We start from the raw sequence: 16,730 nt of genomic DNA on the forward strand, positions 1-16,730 counted from the left end.
ATGGACATCTATATCAAAAAAGCCATTATTCATCAGTTCAGTCCAGCCGACACCGACTTGCTGCTGGCCGACAAGTATCTGACCATTACCCCAAAAATCGAAGAATACCTTCGCAAGAAAGTCGAACGTGTCTATTCTGACGAGGCAAAAACAGGTGTTTTCGAGCCCGAAAACGTCTTTTTGGCAAACATTTCGGACGATTTGCTGGAAACTTCGGCCAAAATCGCCAAGTTCTGGCAGGAAGAATTTTCCGTCAGCGAAAATCAAAAAACCAACGACTTGATTTTCATCCAATTTGACAAAGAAGGAGTGGAGCACTTTGCTTTCCTACGCATTGCTCTGCGCGAAACTTTGACCCACTTGGGCGGCGAAGCGGACAATCCAATCAAGCTGACCCAAAACAATTTGCCCGGCTTTGGCACGGGCGCGGATGAAGCGCTGGTCGTCAATCTCAGCAGCCGCAAGTATCACTTGATTGAAAAGCGCATCAAGTACAACGGTGCCTTTATCCATTATTTTTCGGACAATCTTTTGCAGGTCAATCCCAAGATTTCACCCAAGAAATCAATCAAAGCACTGGAAAAAACCGCTCAGAAAATCGCCGAAAACTTCAATCAAGACGATTTCCAATTTCAGTCCAAGGTCAAATCCAGCATTTTCAAAAATCTGGAAGAAAATGACCAACTGTCGCCTGAAAAACTGGCAGATGACCTTTTTGACAGCAATCTAACTGCGCGGCTCAGCTTTATAGATCAAGTCAAGGAAGTTATGCCAGAGCCAATCGTCTTTGGCGAGATTGACAGCAGCCGTCAAAAGAAAAAATTTGAAAATCAGAAACTTTCCTTATCGAACGGAATTGAGCTCATTGTGCCCAACAACATTTACCAAGATGCCGAGTCGGTCGAATTTATCCAAAATAACAATGGAACCTACTCCATTCTCATCAAAAATATAGAAGATATCCAAAGTAAATAATGTTTAAATTTATCAGAAGAATTATCATCCTCATCCTCCTTTTGGCTATCGGTTATAAACTTTTTCAAATACATCACGATGTCAAGCAAGTCATGACTTATCGGACGCTGGTTCGTGAGGTTTTAAACGAGCAGGACACGGCTGCCAATGAAGAATTGGTGCTAGCCATGATTTACACCGAGACCAAAGGAAAAACCACTGACCTGATGCAATCTAGCGAAAGTGCCACAGGTGAAAAAAATTCTATCAAGGACAATCGCGAAAGCATTCGCCAAGGCATTCAGACCCTGTCTGACAACCTTGAAAAAGCCAGCCAGAAAAAGGTTGATGTCTGGACAGCTGTCCAAGCCTATAATTTTGGGCAGCCCTATATTGACTATGTTGCTAAGCACGGCGGCGAAAATACGCTCGATTTGGCAAGAAAATACTCAAAAGAAGTAGTAGCACCAAGCCTAGGCAATGTTACTGGGAAAACTTATACTTACTGGAGTCCGATTTCTATTTTTCATGGAGGAAAACTCTATATAAACGGGGGTAATTATTACTATTCACGTCAAGTCGAGATGAACCTGTATATCATGAAAGCTTTTAGTTGGTTTTGAGCCTATCCAGTCCCTAAAGACTGGATTTTTTGTAGTTGTTTATGTAACGAAGTAACTTTTAAAACCATAAGCATTTTTATTGTAATGTTGTCAGTTACACGGTATACTAGAGTAGAAAATAATATAAATAGAAGGTGAGTTGATGAAAAAAACTATTGTTATTACAGGGATGATTTTTGTTCTGCTGTCATTGGCTGGTTTTATTTTTTTCCATGTGAGTGCCAATGCCAAGTTGGATAAGAGAAACTATCATCAAGAAATGATTCCGACTCTATTTTTTCATGGATTTGGTAGCAGTTATCGGGCAGAGCAGCACATGACGAATGCCGCCAAGGAAGCAGGAGTGACCAAAACCATCATTCGTGCAGACGTGGATGATCACGGACAAGTAAAGTTATCGGGTGACATTCCCAAAGATGCCATAAATCCTATCGTGCAGGTCAGCTATGCTGATAACCGCAATCCGGATAAAGAGCGTCTTACACTCTATGCGACCAATGTAGTGAAGGCTCTGCAAAATAAGTATGGCTTTGCAAAAATAAATATGGTAGCTCATTCATTAGGAAATTTATCTATCCTTTACTATTTGCAAGCTCACGGGCATGATAAGAGCTATCCGCAAGTCATGAAAATGGTTAATATCGCGAATACTGTTAATGGTTTGGAAGGCTTAGATTTGCCTGACGGGCTGGAAATTGATGAAAAAACAGGTCGCCCAAGTAAAATGACTACACGCTATCGCCAGTTATTATCACTACGCGACACGCTTCCTAAAGACCAAATTGATGTACTTAATATTTATGGAGATAAGGATGGAACAGGCAGTGACGGCTCAGTTATCAATACTTCCTCACGTAGTCTGAAATACCTGATGGCTGAAACTGCTAAATCTTATCAAGAGAAGAAGTTCACAGGTGCCAAGGCACAGCACAGCCAACTCCATGAAAATCCAGAAGTGGACAAAGTTTTGATTGACTTTATTTGGGGAAAATAATATCTTAAAGAGGCAGGGGAAAAAGTCCCTGCCTCGTAAATTTGTTTGGCATATACACAAGATGTGATAGTTGTGCTAGCATTCCATTCACTAGTTGTCACTTGTTCATTTTTCACAAGTTTGATATCACAGATTTTTTACGGAGAAATTGATGAATAAAGAAATACAATGGATATTTTTTGATGTTGGAATGACTTTAATCGATGAGACGAATTCTTATCAAGATTTTGTAGAGCGTTGCGTGGTTAGCTTGCGACAACATGATTTGGCTGTTTGTCATGAAGGATTTTGGCAGAAAATGAAAGAGGCATCCTGCGACTTTAAAAATCCCTTGCAGACGGCTTTGAACTATTATAGGGGTGAGTTGAAGCTCCCGCGTCCGATTTGGCAAGTTAAGAATGAATGTCTCATGCCGGAAGTAAAAGTAACCTTAGCCAAGTTGCAAAGTTCCTATCACTTGGGCATTATTGCCAATCAAGTGCAGGGCTTAGAAGGATGTTTGCGAAAATTAGGTATTGCAGATTATTTTGATTTAATCCTTTCTTCATCAGATTGTGCCTATCACAAACCGCAACCAGAAATTTTTCAGTTGGCGCTCAAACAAGCACAAGCGAAAGCAGAAAATTGTGTCTATGTTGGTGATCGCTGTGACAATGATATTATCCCTGCTAAGAAATTGGGATTTACAACAATCAGAATGCTCTACGGTTTGGCAGCTCTGCAAGCAGAAAATCCAGATTTTCCAAGTGATTTTCAGATTACAAAATTAACTCAAATAATGGACGTTTTAATGCGGAAATGATATAAGTTTTGTTTAAGATTTTTGTATTATCCTTAGTCTGTGGGATTGAAAAGTTTGATCAAACATTTATCAAGGAAGTTATTACCATGAAATTTAAAAAAATTGCAGTAGCAGTGGGTCTTTTGGCAGTAGCAGTCTTGGCTACTAAGTTTGTATCAGCGGATGCTAATGTGCAAAAGGTCATTGATGAAAGCTATGTTCAACCCGAGTACGTGCTGGGCTACTCTCTTGATGAAAGTCAAAAAGCCCAAACCTTGGAACTTTTGGGCTATCATGCAGCTTCTGATACTAAACTGCTAAAAACAATGACTCCTGATATTTTTTCTTCTATAATGAATGTGGCAAATGATTCTAGTTTACAGCTTTACTCATCTGTGAAAATTCAGAAATTAGGAAGTAATAAGCCTTTAGAGGTAAAGATTGTTACTCCACAAAATATTACCAAGGTTACCGAAGATATGTATCGTAATGCGGCTGTTACTCTGGGAGTAAAGCATGCAAAGATTACAGTAGCAGCACCGATTCCTGTAACAGGAGAGAGTGCTTTGGCTGGAATTTATTATTCGCTTGAGGACAATGGCGCAAAGGTTCCGCAAGAAAATAAGGAGCTAGCCCAACAGGAATTGTCTGCATTAGCGACGATTAATGACGAAAATTCTAGCAAGGAAGGCTATGACGCTAATAAACTGAATGTTGCTCTTGCCGATATTAAGACAGGTGTTGCTAAGGCTAAGAAAGAAAATAGCAAGCTGACAGAAGCAGATGTACGTAAGATTGTTGAAGATACGCTGAAAAATTATCAACTGGAAAAAGTTGTGAATGCAGAACAGGTTAATCTGATCGTCAATTTTGCGGTCAATTTGTCAAAGAGTAATATTATCACTGATAGCGACTTCATCAAAACTTTGAATAGTCTTAAAGAAAGCATTGTTTCTAAAGCAGGTGATGCTTTTAAAGGGATTAATATTAATTTTGATGCCAACAAAGCTTTGCAAGACGGTGGGAATTTCCTAAGTAATATCTGGAATAGCATTGTTTCTTTCTTTAAAAATTTGATCGGTTAATGTTAACGATGACGCTCAACAACTATGTTGGGCTTTTTGTGTGCAATACATGAAAAACAAGGGAATAAATATTTAACATTGAAAATTTGTGTTATAATGAACATATAACAAGCTATTTCAGGCTATTATAAGGGGGTGTCGTGATGACGCAGACAACTCTAGAAATGATGCAAGAAATTGAAACGGCTGCTGAAACAGTTTTGGCAGAGTATAAGGCAAAAGCCGAAGAGTTAAGGCAGCAACTGCGAAATAAGTTAGTTAAAGAAACATTTTCTTATGATCAAGAAACAGAGCGCCAAGTAAGAGATTATGAGATACAAGCCAAGCAGGAGTTGGCACTCTTGGAACAGGAATTGGAGTGTATCACTAGAGAAAATGAAGAAAAAATTCAGTCTGTCTTACTTGATAAAAAAGTAGACTTGGTTCAATCAATTGTAAATAAGGTGGTTGAGGAATATGGCAGTTAGTTCAATGCAGGCGATCTCGCTTATTCTGCCAGCGGATGAACTGGATGATGTATTGCGTTTTCTTCAAAGTCAACAGTCGGTACAAATTCATGAATTGAAAGAAGATAAGGAGTGGTTCGCAGCCTTTGATAATGAGCTTGTTCACAATCCAATGATTGAGCAAGTAGAAGAAGGAACCGAAAGGAAACTGCAAGGAGAAGAAGCGCTGCAATATTTGCTTAAACGACAGCAACAACTAGAACAAGCAATCAGTCAGTTGGAGTCCTATCTTCCCAAGTCAAGTGTTTTCCAGAGTTTACGGAAACTCCCACGTCAGATGAGTTTTGAAGAGTTGGAAATGTCCGCGCAGGCTAGTGATGAAAAAGCTATTTTAAAGCAAATTAGCGAAAATTTGCACACTTTAAATCAAGCGAAGAACACCCAAAAAGAGTTGCAAGCTGAGTTAGGGCAACTTGAAAAATGGTCTTCTTTAGAGATAACTCCCAACGATCTGAAACGATTGAAATATATCAATGCAGCAGTTGGTACGATCCCTAATAATCGAGATGGTGATCCTTCGTCCATTTTACTGAACGATTCAAATTTGGAAGTTGAAGAAGTATTCCAAACGGAGACCGAGCTTGGATTTATTATTTTTTCAAAATTAAGGGATAATGATGCTTTTTTCAAACGACTGGAAACTTATCATTTTAAGGAGTTTGATTATTCGCATGAAGATTTACCAAAGGTACGTTGTGAGGTTTTGCGACAGCAGATAAAATCAGAGAAGGATAAAGCACAAGCGGCTCTCACCCAGTTGCAAACAGCTAGTGCCGAGTTGGATACTTTAAAACTTCGACTTGATTATATGCTGAATGCTTACAGAAGGCAGCTTTCTAAGAAAAATCTTGCTAGCACCCGTTATTTAGTTGCGCTAGAAGGCTGGATAGAAGCTGATCAAGTTGGCACTTTGCAGGAAACATTACAGGCAGTTTTTGGTGCTAGGATTTCTTTACAAACGAGAGAATTAAGCGAGGAAGAGCAGGGACAAGCACCCATTAAGTTGCACAATCCTGCTTTGGTCGAACCTTTTGAATTAGTGACGGAAATGTATGCTTTACCAAAATATCATGAGCAAGACCCGACGCCAATCGTTGCTGTTTTTTACTTTGTGTTTTTCGGGATGATGGTGGCAGATTTGGGTTATGGGCTACTGATGATGTTAGCAACTAGTTTCGCTTTACATTTTCTTCACTTTAGTCCTAAAGTTGAGAAAAATTTACGCCTTTTTCGAACTTTAAGCCTAGCAGTAGCCATCTGGGGTGTCATTTATGGTTCATTTTTGGGATTTGAACTACCTTTCGTTCTCATTCGTACCAGCACAGACACGATGACAATTTTACTTATTTCAATTATTTTTGGTTTCATCACAGTTTTAGTGGGGCTTTTTCTGGCAGGTTTAAAAAATGTTCGTGTGAAGGATTATGCTGAAGCCTATAATTCGGGCTTTGCTTGGGTTCTGATTTTATTTGGTTTGATGTTGTTTGCAGTTGGAAAACTGCTTTCAGGCTTCGCCTTTCTAGTACCGATCGGTCAATGGCTAGCGCTGGTCAATGCGATTGCTATTTTAGTAGTTTCTATAATCAGTGCCAAAAGTTTGACCGGTCTGGGTTCGGGGCTCTACAATCTTTACGGTGTTAGCAGTTATGTGGGTGATTTGGTGAGTTTTACACGGCTGATGGCCTTAGGTCTATCTGGCGCAAGCATTGGTACGGCTTTTAATGTTATTGTTAATCTTTTCCCGCCACTTGCACGCTTTAGTATCGGAATTTTGATTTTTATTTTACTTCACTCAATCAATCTTTTCCTTTCGATTTTGTCTGGCTATGTTCACGGAGCACGTTTGATGTTTGTCGAATTTTTCGGGAAATTTTACGAGGGCGGCGGCAAGGCTTTTCATCCGTTGAAGCCGGCGGAAAAGTACATTAAAATTATTAAAGAAGAAAACAAAATGAAGACTTAACGTTTAGAAACTCTTAAATTATGTTTAGTTTAAAATACTAGTTTCTTTACAATACATATCTTAATAAGGAGACACAATGGAACATTTTGCAAGTTATTTTTCAGCTTATGGTGGTGCATTTTTTGCTGGAGTGGGAGTTGCTTTAGCAGTTATTTTAAGTGGAATGGGTTCGGCTTCTAGTGTAGAAGCAACTGGGCAAGCCGCAGCAGCACTCTTAAAAGAACAGCCAGAAAAATTTGCTCAGGCCTTAATTTTACAACTATTACCCGGAACACAAGGGCTGTACGGTTTTGTTATCGGCATTACTATACTTTTTCAAATAAAGACAGACATGAGTCTACAAATGGGTGTGGCTTACCTATTAGCCTCTTTACCAGTTGCTATCGTAGGTTATTTTTCAGCCAAGCATCAAGGAAAAGTGGCAACTGCCGGCATGCAAATTTTAGCAAAACGGCCTGAAGATGTGATGAAGGGTGTTATTTTAGCAGCCATGGTTGAAACCTATGCGATTCTCGCCTTTGTTATTTCTTTCATTATGGTTCTGAACGTTAAGTAAGTTGAGTGAGGAGGAGAGCTTGTGAGTGATTTGAGTCAACTCAAAGCTGTTGTTTTAGAGCAAGCTCATGCTAAAGGAAAACGCTTGCTGGAAGAAAAGAAACAGCAGATAACAGCGGATTATCAGGAAGAAAAGAAAAAAATAGCACAGGATAAATTAGCTATCCGTGAGCAAAAGATAAAGGAAAGGCAGCGATATTTTCAACGGGAAAAGCAGCAGTTGGAAAATCAAAAGCGTCAATCGATTCTAGTTAGTAAGCAACGCCTATTGCAGGAACTATTTGACAGTGCTTATCAGCAAATGCTGAATTGGTCAGAAGAGCAGGAGATGTCCTTTATCAACCGTGTTTTGCAAAAGTATCAAGGACAAGCTTTTACTTTGCAGTTGGGACAAAAGACATCGGAAAAATTGTCAATCAAATCCAAAGAACAGTTGAAGTTGGACTATCCTCAAGTTCATCTTGCAGATACGAGCTTATCTGAAGAGGCCGGTTTTGTACTCACTTTTGACCGTATTGATGATAATTATCTCTATAAAAATTTATTGAAAGCCATTTGGCAGCAAGACAGCAATCAAATAGCTAAGAAGATTTTTCAAGAAATCGAGGATTAGGAGGCAAAGATGGACGCTAGCCTATTTACTCAGATCAATACCTCTATCAGTGTGCGTGAGAGTTCTTTTATTAGGCAGGAGCAGTATCAGCAAATCCTACAGGCCAAGGATAATGAGGCGCTGGCTTTAATTATAATGGGAACGCCTTATCATTTAGATGAACTAGCTTTAGAGGATTTAAATGCTATTGAGCGAGCACTGATGAAGCACTTGTGTCAAGAATATGCTTGGGCTTTTGAAAATAGTCCACGGAGCCAAATTGTTGAAGCTTATTCCTTGAAATACACTTATCATAATTTAAAAGTATTGCTCAAAGGTAAGGCGAGTCAAAAGAATCTAGAAAATTTGCTCATTCCTATCGGGGGGCATTCTTATAGTCAGTTGGAGCATTTGGTGGCGACGATGACTGCTGAACACTGCTCTGATTTCATGCAAGGAGAGGTGCTAGAAACTTGGCAGGAATATCTGGATTACCAAGACTTGCGCGTGCTAGAAATTGGGATGGATATGGCTTATTTTAGGCATTTGTATCTGTTGGCTAATGAAGTGGCAGAGCCTGTTTTGCAGCAACTGGTGGGCTTATTTATTGATTTTTATAATTTGATAACAGTTGAACGAGCCTATAAGCAAGGGAAACCACGTAGTTTTATGCATCAACTATTGTCTGATCAGGGCAGCTTAGAAGCCACAGAATTGATTGATTTGGTTAAGACAGGGCAGGTTGCTGACTGGTTTGCAACCATTAATCCTTGTCCTTATGACTTGGACTTACGAAGTTATGAAGAAAAGATGCGTCAAGGATTGCTAACAGTTTCTGAGCTGGAATACTTGGCGGACTTACTTCAATGGAAAGTTTTGGAGCAAGCAAAATATCAAGTAGATGGTGCCTTGCCATTAATACGCTATTTGCAAGGCAAGGAATTTGAGGTTAAAAATCTTCGTTTGTTGTTGACTGCGCATGCGAATCATTTACCTACCGAACTTGTCAAAGAAAGGATGCGACCGATTTATGGCTAATAAAACCTATAAAATTGGAGTAGTAGGAAATCGTGATGCAATTTTACCTTTTCGTTTGATTGGTTTTCAGACATTTCCAGTTAAAGAAGCTCAAGAAGCTATCAATATCCTGCGGCAGCTCAGTCGTGATAAGTTTGGAGTGATTTATTTGACGGAGGATATGGCACGGGAAATTCCTGAAACGCTTGCTTATTACGACCAGCAGGTGACACCTGCTGTTATTCTCATTCCAACGCATCAGGGAAGTAGTGGATTGGGACGAGCTCGCTTGCAAGAAAATGTCGAAAAGGCAGTTGGACAAAATATTTTGTAAGCTAGAATTGTTGGAAATCGGCTATTTGGTTATTGTCATCACTACGCTAAAAATGCCAAACAGGAATAAGTTTGCTAATGAGTTCACATCATATGGAGAAGTAATTTGAGTCAAGGTAAAATTATTAAAGTTTCAGGTCCTCTGGTGGTTGCATCAGGCATGCAAAAAGCCAACATTCAGGATATTTGTCGTGTTGGTGAGCTGGGACTTATCGGTGAAATTATTGAAATGCGGCGCGATGAAGCGTCTATTCAAGTTTATGAAGAAACATCTGGACTTGGACCGGGTGAGCCTGTTGTGACAACAGGGCGCCCTTTGTCTGTTGAACTGGGTCCAGGTTTGATTGCTCAGATGTTTGACGGTATTCAGCGCCCGCTGGAACGTTTTCAAAAGGTGGCGCATAGTGACTTTCTGATAAGGGGTATGCAGGTTCCTCCGCTAAATCGTCAGAGTTTATGGGAATTTGTGCCAAGTCTTGAAGTCGGAAGTAAGGTAGAGGCTGGCGATATTCTAGGTCTTGTACAAGAGACGGCTCTGGTTGAGCACCGTATCATGGTACCTTTTGGAGTGAGTGGTCGTTTGGTTAAAATTGAGACTGGAAGTTTTACAGTTGAAGATATCGTTTACCAAATTGAACAAAAGGATGGCAAGGTTTTTTCTGGTACCCTCATGCAGACATGGCCTGTACGACACGGGCGTCCTTTTGCTCAAAAATTGATTCCGCTTGAACCTTTAGTAACTGGTCAACGGGTCATTGACACCTTCTTTCCAGTTACCAAGGGTGGTGCGGCAGCTGTTCCGGGGCCTTTCGGTGCTGGAAAGACAGTTGTGCAGCATCAAGTTGCAAAATTCGCTAATGTAGATATTGTCATCTATGTAGGCTGTGGTGAACGTGGCAATGAAATGACCGATGTGCTCAATGAATTTCCAGAGTTGCGTGATCCAGCGACAGGAGAATCCATTATGCAGCGAACGGTTTTGATTGCCAATACTTCTAATATGCCAGTAGCTGCACGGGAGGCATCAATTTATACAGGCATTACCATTGCGGAATATTTCCGTGATATGGGTTATTCAGTGGCGATTATGGCAGATTCGACCTCACGCTGGGCAGAAGCTCTTCGTGAAATGTCAGGTCGTTTGGAAGAAATGCCAGGCGATGAAGGGTATCCAGCCTATTTAGGTAGTCGGATCGCAGAATATTATGAGCGTGCCGGTCGAGTCAAAGCTCTTGGACAAGACGGGCGTGAAGGGAGCGTAACAGCCATCGGCGCCGTTTCACCTCCGGGAGGAGATATTTCAGAACCTGTCACGCAAAATACTTTACGTATTGTTAAAGTTTTTTGGGGATTGGATGCACAATTAGCGCAGCGCCGCCATTTTCCAGCTATCAATTGGTTGAGTTCATATTCACTTTATCTGGATGAAGTTGGACAATACATCGATCGTCATCAGGAAATTTCTTGGGCAGAAAAAGTGACAAGGGCTATGAATCTTTTGCAAAAGGAAAGCGAGTTGGAGGAGATTGTTCGCTTAGTTGGTCTAGATTCGTTGTCGGAAAAAGATCGTTTGACGATGAATTCTGCCAAGATGTTGCGTGAGGACTACCTTCAACAAAATGCTTTTGATGAAGTGGATACCTATACTTCTTTTGCTAAACAGGTAGCACTTTTAACGAATATTCTCGCTTTTGATGAACAAGCTAATCGAGCTCTGAGCCTAGGTGCCTATTTTAAGGAAATCATGGAGGGAACGGTTGAATTGCGAGATCGAATTGCGCGTGCAAAATTTATCCATGAAGATCACCTAAAGGAAATTGAGAAGATTCAACAAGAGATTCAGGAAACATTGCAACATATTCTTGCTCAAGGAGGACTGGATAATGACAGCCATTAAGGAATATCGAACGGTGAGCGAAATAGTTGGGCCTCTTATGATTGTGGAACAAGTGGCTGGTGTTCATTTCAATGAACTAGTCGAAATTAAGTTACACGATGGGAGCATTCGGCGAGGACAAGTGCTGGAAGTTCAAGAAGATAGAGCAATGGTACAACTTTTTGAAGGTTCTAGTGGCATGAATTTGGAGCAAACGAAGGTTCGTTTTACTGGCCACCCTTTGGAGTTGCCAGTATCAGAGGATATGATCGGACGAATTTTTAATGGTATGGGGAAACCAATCGACAGTGGACCTGAAATTTTGCCAGAAAAATTTTTAGACATAGATGGTCAGGCAATTAATCCTGTGGCGCGTGATTATCCTGATGAGTTTATTCAGACAGGGATTTCGGCTATTGATCATCTCAATACTTTGGTCAGAGGACAAAAATTACCTGTTTTCTCTGGGTCAGGCTTGCCTCATAAGGAGTTGGCAGCGCAAATTGCTCGTCAGGCGACCGTGCTTCACTCTAATGAAAACTTTGCTGTAGTATTTGCTGCTATGGGTATTACTTTTGAAGAAGCGGAATTCTTCATGAATGACTTGCGAGAAACAGGAGCGATTGACCGCTCGGTACTTTTTATCAATCTAGCAAATGACCCTGCTATTGAACGAATTGCCACTCCTCGGATTGCCTTGACCACTGCAGAATATCTAGCCTTTGAAAAAGATATGCATGTTTTAGTTATCATGACGGACATGACAAATTATTGTGAAGCCTTGCGCGAAGTATCAGCTGCTCGTCGCGAAGTTCCAGGACGTCGTGGTTACCCCGGCTATCTCTACACCAACTTATCTACTCTTTATGAGCGAGCTGGACGCTTGGTCGGCAAGAAAGGTTCAGTGACACAAATTCCGATTTTATCTATGCCAGAAGATGATATTACTCATCCGATTCCAGATTTGACGGGATACATCACCGAAGGACAGATTATTTTGTCACGTGATTTATACAATAGTGGCTACCGCCCGCCAATCAATGTTTTGCCCTCTCTTTCACGGCTTAAGGACAAAGGTTCTGGTGAAGGAAAAACGCGAGGTGATCATGCCGCAACCATGAATCAGCTTTTTGCAGCTTATGCCCAAGGGAAACAGGCTAAGGAGCTGGCTGTTGTTTTGGGCGAATCAGCCCTATCTGACACAGATAAATTATACGTTCGTTTTACAGAGCGCTTTGAACAAGAATACATCAATCAAGGTTTTGATACCAATCGTACCATTGAAGAAAGTTTGGATTTGGGCTGGGAATTATTATCTATTTTACCGCGTACTGAACTCAAGCGGATTAAAGATGACATGATTAACCAATACCTGCCACAAAAGGAGTGAGAAAATGGCACGTCTAAATGTGAAACCCACTCGAATGGAACTAAATAATCTAAAAGACCGCTTGAAAACAGCTAGTCGTGGGCATAAATTGCTTAAAGATAAGCGAGATGAATTGATGCGCCGGTTTATCGAAGCTGTACGAGAAAATGACCGCCTGCGTCAAAATGTTGAGCAGGCTCTAGTTGGCCATATGCAAGATTTTGTTCTGGCAAAGGCTTTGGAAAGCGATCAAATGGTTGAAGAAATATTTGCCGTACCTACACGTCAGGTCAATCTTCATATCGAAATAGAGAATATCATGAGTGTCCGTGTGCCGAGGTTTCACGCACGGATTGAAAATCCCTATGGTGATGATGAAGGAGATGTTGTGTATAGCTATCTAGCTTCTAACAGTCAGATGGATGCGACTATTCAAGAAATGATCCATTTGCAACAAGATTTGCTGCGCCTTGCTGAAATTGAAAAGACTTGCCAACTCATGGCAGATGAAATTGAAAAAACTCGTCGCCGAGTCAATGGTCTGGAATATTCGACCATTCCTGATCTAGAAGAGACCATTTATTATATTGAAATGAAGTTAGAAGAGGCTGAACGAGCGAGTCTTGTCCGCATGATGAAAGTAAAAGATAAGAAATCGTAAAAGGATACCATTCCCCAAAAGGAGTGCTGCCCTTTTTTATATTTATTTAGTCAATTGTGCTTGCCAGTCAGGCTGTTCAGCTGCTGCAAAGCACATGGTAATCTGTGCAGCTGTAGTTTTCGTCTCGATTAGCTCTGGAAGTTCATCTAATCCAAAGAAGGCAGTTGCCAGAGTTTCATTATTCTTTTGAAATTTACCACCTAGTGAACGGCAGAGGAAGAAAGTCTTGTAGACTGAAAGTAAGCTGTTCTTCGCATTGTGTTTGGAGCGATCTTGTAGTGCAATGAGGCGCTCCACAACAACATCAAGTCCAGTCTCTTCTTTAACTTCCTTGACAGCATTTTCGCTGGGGGTTAGACCAATATCGCACCAGCCACCGGGCAAAGCCCACAGACCAGAAGTTTCCTTTACCAGAAGAATTTTTCCATCTTGAAAAATAGCAGAACGGGTATCAATTTTGGGTGTCTGGTAGCCAGAGTCTGAACAGTAAAGCTCAGTTACCAGCTCTAAACTTAAACTGGTCTTTTGGGAAATCATTTCTGCAGCAATTTCCCGCATGCGTTCGCAGCGTTCATGATCAAAAAAATCTTTACCATAGAAAAGTCCAGTCTGTGCAAGAGCTTGCAATTCTACAGCCCAATCCAACAATTTATCTCCAGTAGACATTTGTTTTCCTCCTTTTCCTTTATTTCTTCTAGTCTAAATCATTTCTCAAAGAATGGCAAATGAAAAATAAAAAAGCTCTGACAATAATCTGCCAGAACTCCTGTTTTTATTCCCACTCAACTGTTGCGGGTGGTTTGCTGGTGATGTCGTAGACGATGCGATTGACATGGTCAACTTCGTTGACGATGCGGACAGAAATCTTTTGTAGCACTTCCCAAGGGATTTTGGCAAAATCAGCCGTCATCCCGTCGATAGAAGTGATCGCGCGAATGGCAATCGTGTAATCGTAAGTGCGTCCGTCACCCATAACGCCAACAGAACGAACGCCTGTATTGACTGTGAAGTATTGCCAGATGTTGCGGTCAAGCCCCGCTTTAGCGATTTCTTCGCGCAGGATAGCGTCCGACTCGCGCACAGTTTCCAGTTTTTCCTCGGTAATTTCGCCCATAACGCGGATAGCGAGCCCTGGGCCTGGGAATGGCTGGCGCCAGACAATTTCATCAGGCATACCAAGCTCGGTTCCTAGAGCACGAACTTCGTCCTTATACAGGGTATTGAGCGGTTCAATCAACTTAAACTGCATATCCTCGGGCAGCCCGCCCACATTGTGGTGAGATTTAATCGTCTGTGCTGTATCCGTCCCAGACTCGATGACATCGGTATAAAGAGTTCCTTGCGCCAGAAAAGCAACGTCTGTCAGCTTGCTTGCTTCATCGTCAAAGACATAGACAAACTCATTTCCGATGATTTTCCGCTTTTGTTCAGGATCGGAAACGCCTGCTAGCTTGTCAAGGAAGCGCTTAGCAGCATCCGCTTTGACAATATTGAGGCCAAACTTGCCTCCCAGCATGTCCATGACTTGGTCGGCTTCGCCCTTGCGCAGAAGTCCGTGGTCAACAAAGATGCAGATAAGCTGGTCGCCAATTGCCTTTTGCAAGAGCACGCCGACAACAGAAGAATCAACGCCGCCAGACAGACCCAGCAGAACTTTCTTGTCTCCGACCGTTTGACGAATTTTTTGAATTTCCATGTCGATGAAATTATCCATGCTCCAGTCACCCTTGGCACCGCAGATAGTAAGGGCAAAATTCCGCAAAATATCATAACCGTAAACAGAATGGCGCACCTCTGGGTGGAACTGAATGCCGTAAATCTGCTTAGCGGGATTTTCAATAGCGGCGAATGGACAATCAGCAGAAGTCCCTGTACGGACAAAGCCAGCTGGAATTTCTGTCACGGCGTCACCGTGGCTCATTAAGACCAACTGCTCTTCAGGCGTGCCTTCAAAGAGCTGAGAAGCTGTGTGAGTGAGTTCAGATTGCCCATACTCGCGATTACCAGCCTTGTCGGCAGGGACAACCTTACCGCCCAATTTGTGGGTTAAAAGCTGCATACCGTAGCAAATCCCCAAAATAGGAATCCCCAACTCAAAAATCTCTGGGTCAATGTCGAAAGAGCCTTTTTCGTAGACCGAATTTGGACCACCAGACAGAACGATTCCGACAGGATGAATAGCGCGCACCTCATCAGCAGTAATTTTATGGCTTTTCAATTCAGAAAAGACCCCGATTTCTCGAATGCGGCGCGAAATCAGTTGATTGTACTGGCTGCCGTAGTCCAGTACGATGATTTTTTCCACATCTTGCGTATTTGTAGGCATTATGTTCCCCTCTAAAAATTTATCTTTTGCCCTATTCTAACACAAACAAAAGAATTTTACCAATTTTACCAAAGGGATTTGACTTTTTCGATGAAGCTGATTAAAATAGGATCATAGAGCACAAAAGGAAGAAAAAATGTTACCAGCATATATACAAATTCATGATCAGATTAAAAAAGAAATCGATGAAGAAGTCTGGAAAATCGGGCAACGTCTGCCTAGCGAGCGCGATTTGGCAGAGCATTTCGAGGTCAGCCGCATGACTCTACGTCAAGCGATCACGCTTTTGGTAGAAGAAGGAGTGCTGGAACGGCGCGTGGGAAGCGGTACTTTTGTTGCCAGTACTCGTGTTCAAGAAAAAATGCGTGGCACGACCAGTTTCACTGAGATTATCAAGACTCAGGGCAAGGAGCCTTCTAGCCAGCTCATCTCTTATCGTCGAACTTTGCCTAGCAAGAAAGAGGTGGAACAGCTAGGGATCTTGCCTTCTGATAACATCATTCGCATGGAGCGGGTTCGTTATGCTGACAAGGTGCCCGTAGTCTATGAAGTGGCATCTGTTCCTGAAAAATTTATCAAAAACTTTAAAAAAGAAGAAGTGACTAGCCATTTCTTTCAAACTTTGCAGGAGCACGGCTATAAGATTGGCAAGTCACAGCAGACCATTTATGCGCGCTTGGCTAATGAAAAAATTGCAGCTTATTTAGAAATTCCACGTGGGCATGCTATTTTGGGACTAACACAGATTTCTTATTTTGATGATGGAACCGCTTTTGAGTACGTAAAAAGTCAGTATGTCGGTGATCGTTTTGAGTTTTATTTGGAAAATAACTAAGAGCCTGGGACAATAGTCCCTTATCTCCAAAAAAAGCAACGGCAAATCCGTTGCTTTTTTGCATGGTTGCGATAGTCTTGGTAAAATAGAATTGCACAATAAACCATTTAGAAAGGCTATCCCATGCATATTCACTATAACACAAATCAAACAACTTTACCACTAGAAATCAGTTCTTTCTTGCCACAAGACCATCTCGTCTTTACGATTGAAAAAGTGGTGAATACTTTGGAGGATTGTCACTTCCACGCCTTCTATCA

17 protein-coding genes are annotated in these 16,730 nt (G+C 41.5%); 15 read left to right on the forward strand and 2 right to left on the reverse strand.

From position 1 onward, the window contains the following. From A3I3_RS0105515 to A3I3_RS0105580, 14 genes are all read left to right on the forward strand, one after another. The gene (locus A3I3_RS0105515; protein ID WP_018371738.1) at nt 1-975 is read left to right on the forward strand and encodes a nucleoid-associated protein; all 975 of its coding nucleotides are present in this window, start codon (nt 1-3) and stop codon (nt 973-975) included. Continuing rightward, nucleotides 975-1,577: a lysozyme family protein gene (locus tag A3I3_RS0105520; protein ID WP_018371739.1), complete on the forward strand. Its 603-nt coding sequence runs from the start codon at nt 975-977 to the stop codon at nt 1,575-1,577. Before A3I3_RS0105515 ends, A3I3_RS0105520 begins: the two co-directional genes overlap by 1 nt. A gap of 142 nt (nt 1,578-1,719) precedes the next feature. Next, the gene (locus A3I3_RS0105525) at nt 1,720-2,571 is read left to right on the forward strand and encodes an alpha/beta hydrolase (protein ID WP_018371740.1); all 852 of its coding nucleotides are present in this window, start codon (nt 1,720-1,722) and stop codon (nt 2,569-2,571) included. A gap of 151 nt (nt 2,572-2,722) precedes the next feature. Continuing rightward, nucleotides 2,723-3,373 carry an HAD family hydrolase gene (locus A3I3_RS0105530; protein ID WP_018371741.1) on the forward strand — a complete coding sequence of 217 codons (651 nt, stop codon included), beginning with the start codon at nt 2,723-2,725 and terminating at the stop codon, nt 3,371-3,373. An 86-nt stretch (nt 3,374-3,459) separates the two neighbouring features. Next, nucleotides 3,460-4,437, forward strand: a complete 978-nt coding sequence (locus A3I3_RS0105535; protein WP_018371742.1) for a DUF1002 domain-containing protein — start codon at nt 3,460-3,462, stop codon at nt 4,435-4,437. A 143-nt stretch (nt 4,438-4,580) separates the two neighbouring features. Beyond that, entirely contained in the window at nt 4,581-4,904 is a 324-nt protein-coding gene (locus A3I3_RS0105540; protein WP_018371743.1) for a hypothetical protein, read from the forward strand. After that, entirely contained in the window at nt 4,894-6,906 is a 2,013-nt protein-coding gene (locus tag A3I3_RS0105545) for a V-type ATP synthase subunit I (RefSeq protein WP_018371744.1), read from the forward strand. The genes A3I3_RS0105540 and A3I3_RS0105545 overlap by 11 nt, the downstream gene beginning before the upstream one ends. 76 nt (nt 6,907-6,982) lie before the next feature. After that, on the forward strand, nt 6,983-7,462 hold the full coding sequence (locus A3I3_RS0105550) for a V-type ATP synthase subunit K (protein ID WP_018371745.1): 480 nt from the start codon (nt 6,983-6,985) through the stop codon (nt 7,460-7,462). Nucleotides 7,463-7,483: 21 nt separating this feature from the next. Then, nucleotides 7,484-8,074, forward strand: a complete 591-nt coding sequence (locus A3I3_RS0105555; RefSeq protein ID WP_018371746.1) for a hypothetical protein — start codon at nt 7,484-7,486, stop codon at nt 8,072-8,074. Nucleotides 8,075-8,083: 9 nt separating this feature from the next. Further along, nucleotides 8,084-9,091, forward strand: coding sequence for a V-type ATPase subunit (locus tag A3I3_RS0105560; protein WP_018371747.1), 1,008 nt, complete (start codon nt 8,084-8,086; stop codon nt 9,089-9,091). Beyond that, nucleotides 9,084-9,404, forward strand: a complete 321-nt coding sequence (locus tag A3I3_RS0105565) for a V-type ATP synthase subunit F (RefSeq protein ID WP_018371748.1) — start codon at nt 9,084-9,086, stop codon at nt 9,402-9,404. The genes A3I3_RS0105560 and A3I3_RS0105565 overlap by 8 nt, the downstream gene beginning before the upstream one ends. Nucleotides 9,405-9,509: 105 nt before the next feature. Beyond that, complete coding sequence (locus A3I3_RS0105570; RefSeq protein WP_018371749.1) at nt 9,510-11,300, forward strand: V-type ATP synthase subunit A; 1,791 nt, start codon at nt 9,510-9,512, stop codon at nt 11,298-11,300. Further along, nucleotides 11,287-12,669, forward strand: a complete 1,383-nt coding sequence (locus A3I3_RS0105575) for a V-type ATP synthase subunit B (RefSeq protein ID WP_018371750.1) — start codon at nt 11,287-11,289, stop codon at nt 12,667-12,669. Before A3I3_RS0105570 ends, A3I3_RS0105575 begins: the two co-directional genes overlap by 14 nt. Before the next feature lie 4 nt (nt 12,670-12,673). Further along, nucleotides 12,674-13,309 carry a V-type ATP synthase subunit D gene (locus A3I3_RS0105580; RefSeq protein WP_018371751.1) on the forward strand — a complete coding sequence of 212 codons (636 nt, stop codon included), beginning with the start codon at nt 12,674-12,676 and terminating at the stop codon, nt 13,307-13,309. Between the two features lie 42 nt (nt 13,310-13,351). Here the strand turns inward: A3I3_RS0105580 and A3I3_RS0105585 are convergent, their stop codons facing one another. Both A3I3_RS0105585 and guaA read right to left on the reverse strand, forming a co-directional pair. Continuing rightward, entirely contained in the window at nt 13,352-13,975 is a 624-nt protein-coding gene (locus tag A3I3_RS0105585) for an NUDIX hydrolase N-terminal domain-containing protein (RefSeq protein WP_018371752.1), read from the reverse strand. A gap of 106 nt (nt 13,976-14,081) precedes the next feature. After that, nucleotides 14,082-15,635 (reverse strand): glutamine-hydrolyzing GMP synthase, encoded by a 1,554-nt coding sequence (gene guaA / locus A3I3_RS0105590; protein WP_018371753.1) that lies wholly within the window; start codon nt 15,633-15,635, stop codon nt 14,082-14,084. Between the two features lie 136 nt (nt 15,636-15,771). Here guaA and A3I3_RS0105595 point away from each other — a divergent pair, with 136 nt between their 5' ends. Beyond that, nucleotides 15,772-16,470 (forward strand): GntR family transcriptional regulator, encoded by a 699-nt coding sequence (locus A3I3_RS0105595; protein ID WP_018371754.1) that lies wholly within the window; start codon nt 15,772-15,774, stop codon nt 16,468-16,470. Nucleotides 16,471-16,730: the final 260 nt, after the last annotated feature.

The organism is Streptococcus massiliensis DSM 18628 (assembly GCF_000380065.1).
GTDB classification, from domain to species: domain Bacteria; phylum Bacillota; class Bacilli; order Lactobacillales; family Streptococcaceae; genus Streptococcus; species Streptococcus massiliensis.

What these genes read in the sequence shown, in the direction of transcription:
- A3I3_RS0105530 (WP_018371741.1), top strand. Translation starts at nt 2,723, where the DNA reads ATGAATAAAGAAATACAATGGATATTTTTTGATGTTGGAATGACTTTA.
- A3I3_RS0105535 (WP_018371742.1), top strand. Translation starts at nt 3,460, where the DNA reads ATGAAATTTAAAAAAATTGCAGTAGCAGTGGGTCTTTTGGCAGTAGCA.
- A3I3_RS0105545 (WP_018371744.1), top strand. Translation starts at nt 4,894, where the DNA reads ATGGCAGTTAGTTCAATGCAGGCGATCTCGCTTATTCTGCCAGCGGAT.
- A3I3_RS0105540 (WP_018371743.1), top strand. Translation starts at nt 4,581, where the DNA reads ATGACGCAGACAACTCTAGAAATGATGCAAGAAATTGAAACGGCTGCT.
- A3I3_RS0105595 (WP_018371754.1), top strand. Translation starts at nt 15,772, where the DNA reads ATGTTACCAGCATATATACAAATTCATGATCAGATTAAAAAAGAAATC.
- A3I3_RS0105520 (WP_018371739.1), top strand. Translation starts at nt 975, where the DNA reads ATGTTTAAATTTATCAGAAGAATTATCATCCTCATCCTCCTTTTGGCT.
- A3I3_RS0105585 (WP_018371752.1), bottom strand. Translation starts at nt 13,975, where the DNA reads ATGTCTACTGGAGATAAATTGTTGGATTGGGCTGTAGAATTGCAAGCT.
- A3I3_RS0105515 (WP_018371738.1), top strand. Translation starts at nt 1, where the DNA reads ATGGACATCTATATCAAAAAAGCCATTATTCATCAGTTCAGTCCAGCC.
- A3I3_RS0105560 (WP_018371747.1), top strand. Translation starts at nt 8,084, where the DNA reads ATGGACGCTAGCCTATTTACTCAGATCAATACCTCTATCAGTGTGCGT.
- A3I3_RS0105550 (WP_018371745.1), top strand. Translation starts at nt 6,983, where the DNA reads ATGGAACATTTTGCAAGTTATTTTTCAGCTTATGGTGGTGCATTTTTT.
- guaA (WP_018371753.1), bottom strand. Translation starts at nt 15,635, where the DNA reads ATGCCTACAAATACGCAAGATGTGGAAAAAATCATCGTACTGGACTAC.
- A3I3_RS0105575 (WP_018371750.1), top strand. Translation starts at nt 11,287, where the DNA reads ATGACAGCCATTAAGGAATATCGAACGGTGAGCGAAATAGTTGGGCCT.
- A3I3_RS0105525 (WP_018371740.1), top strand. Translation starts at nt 1,720, where the DNA reads ATGAAAAAAACTATTGTTATTACAGGGATGATTTTTGTTCTGCTGTCA.
- A3I3_RS0105565 (WP_018371748.1), top strand. Translation starts at nt 9,084, where the DNA reads ATGGCTAATAAAACCTATAAAATTGGAGTAGTAGGAAATCGTGATGCA.
- A3I3_RS0105580 (WP_018371751.1), top strand. Translation starts at nt 12,674, where the DNA reads ATGGCACGTCTAAATGTGAAACCCACTCGAATGGAACTAAATAATCTA.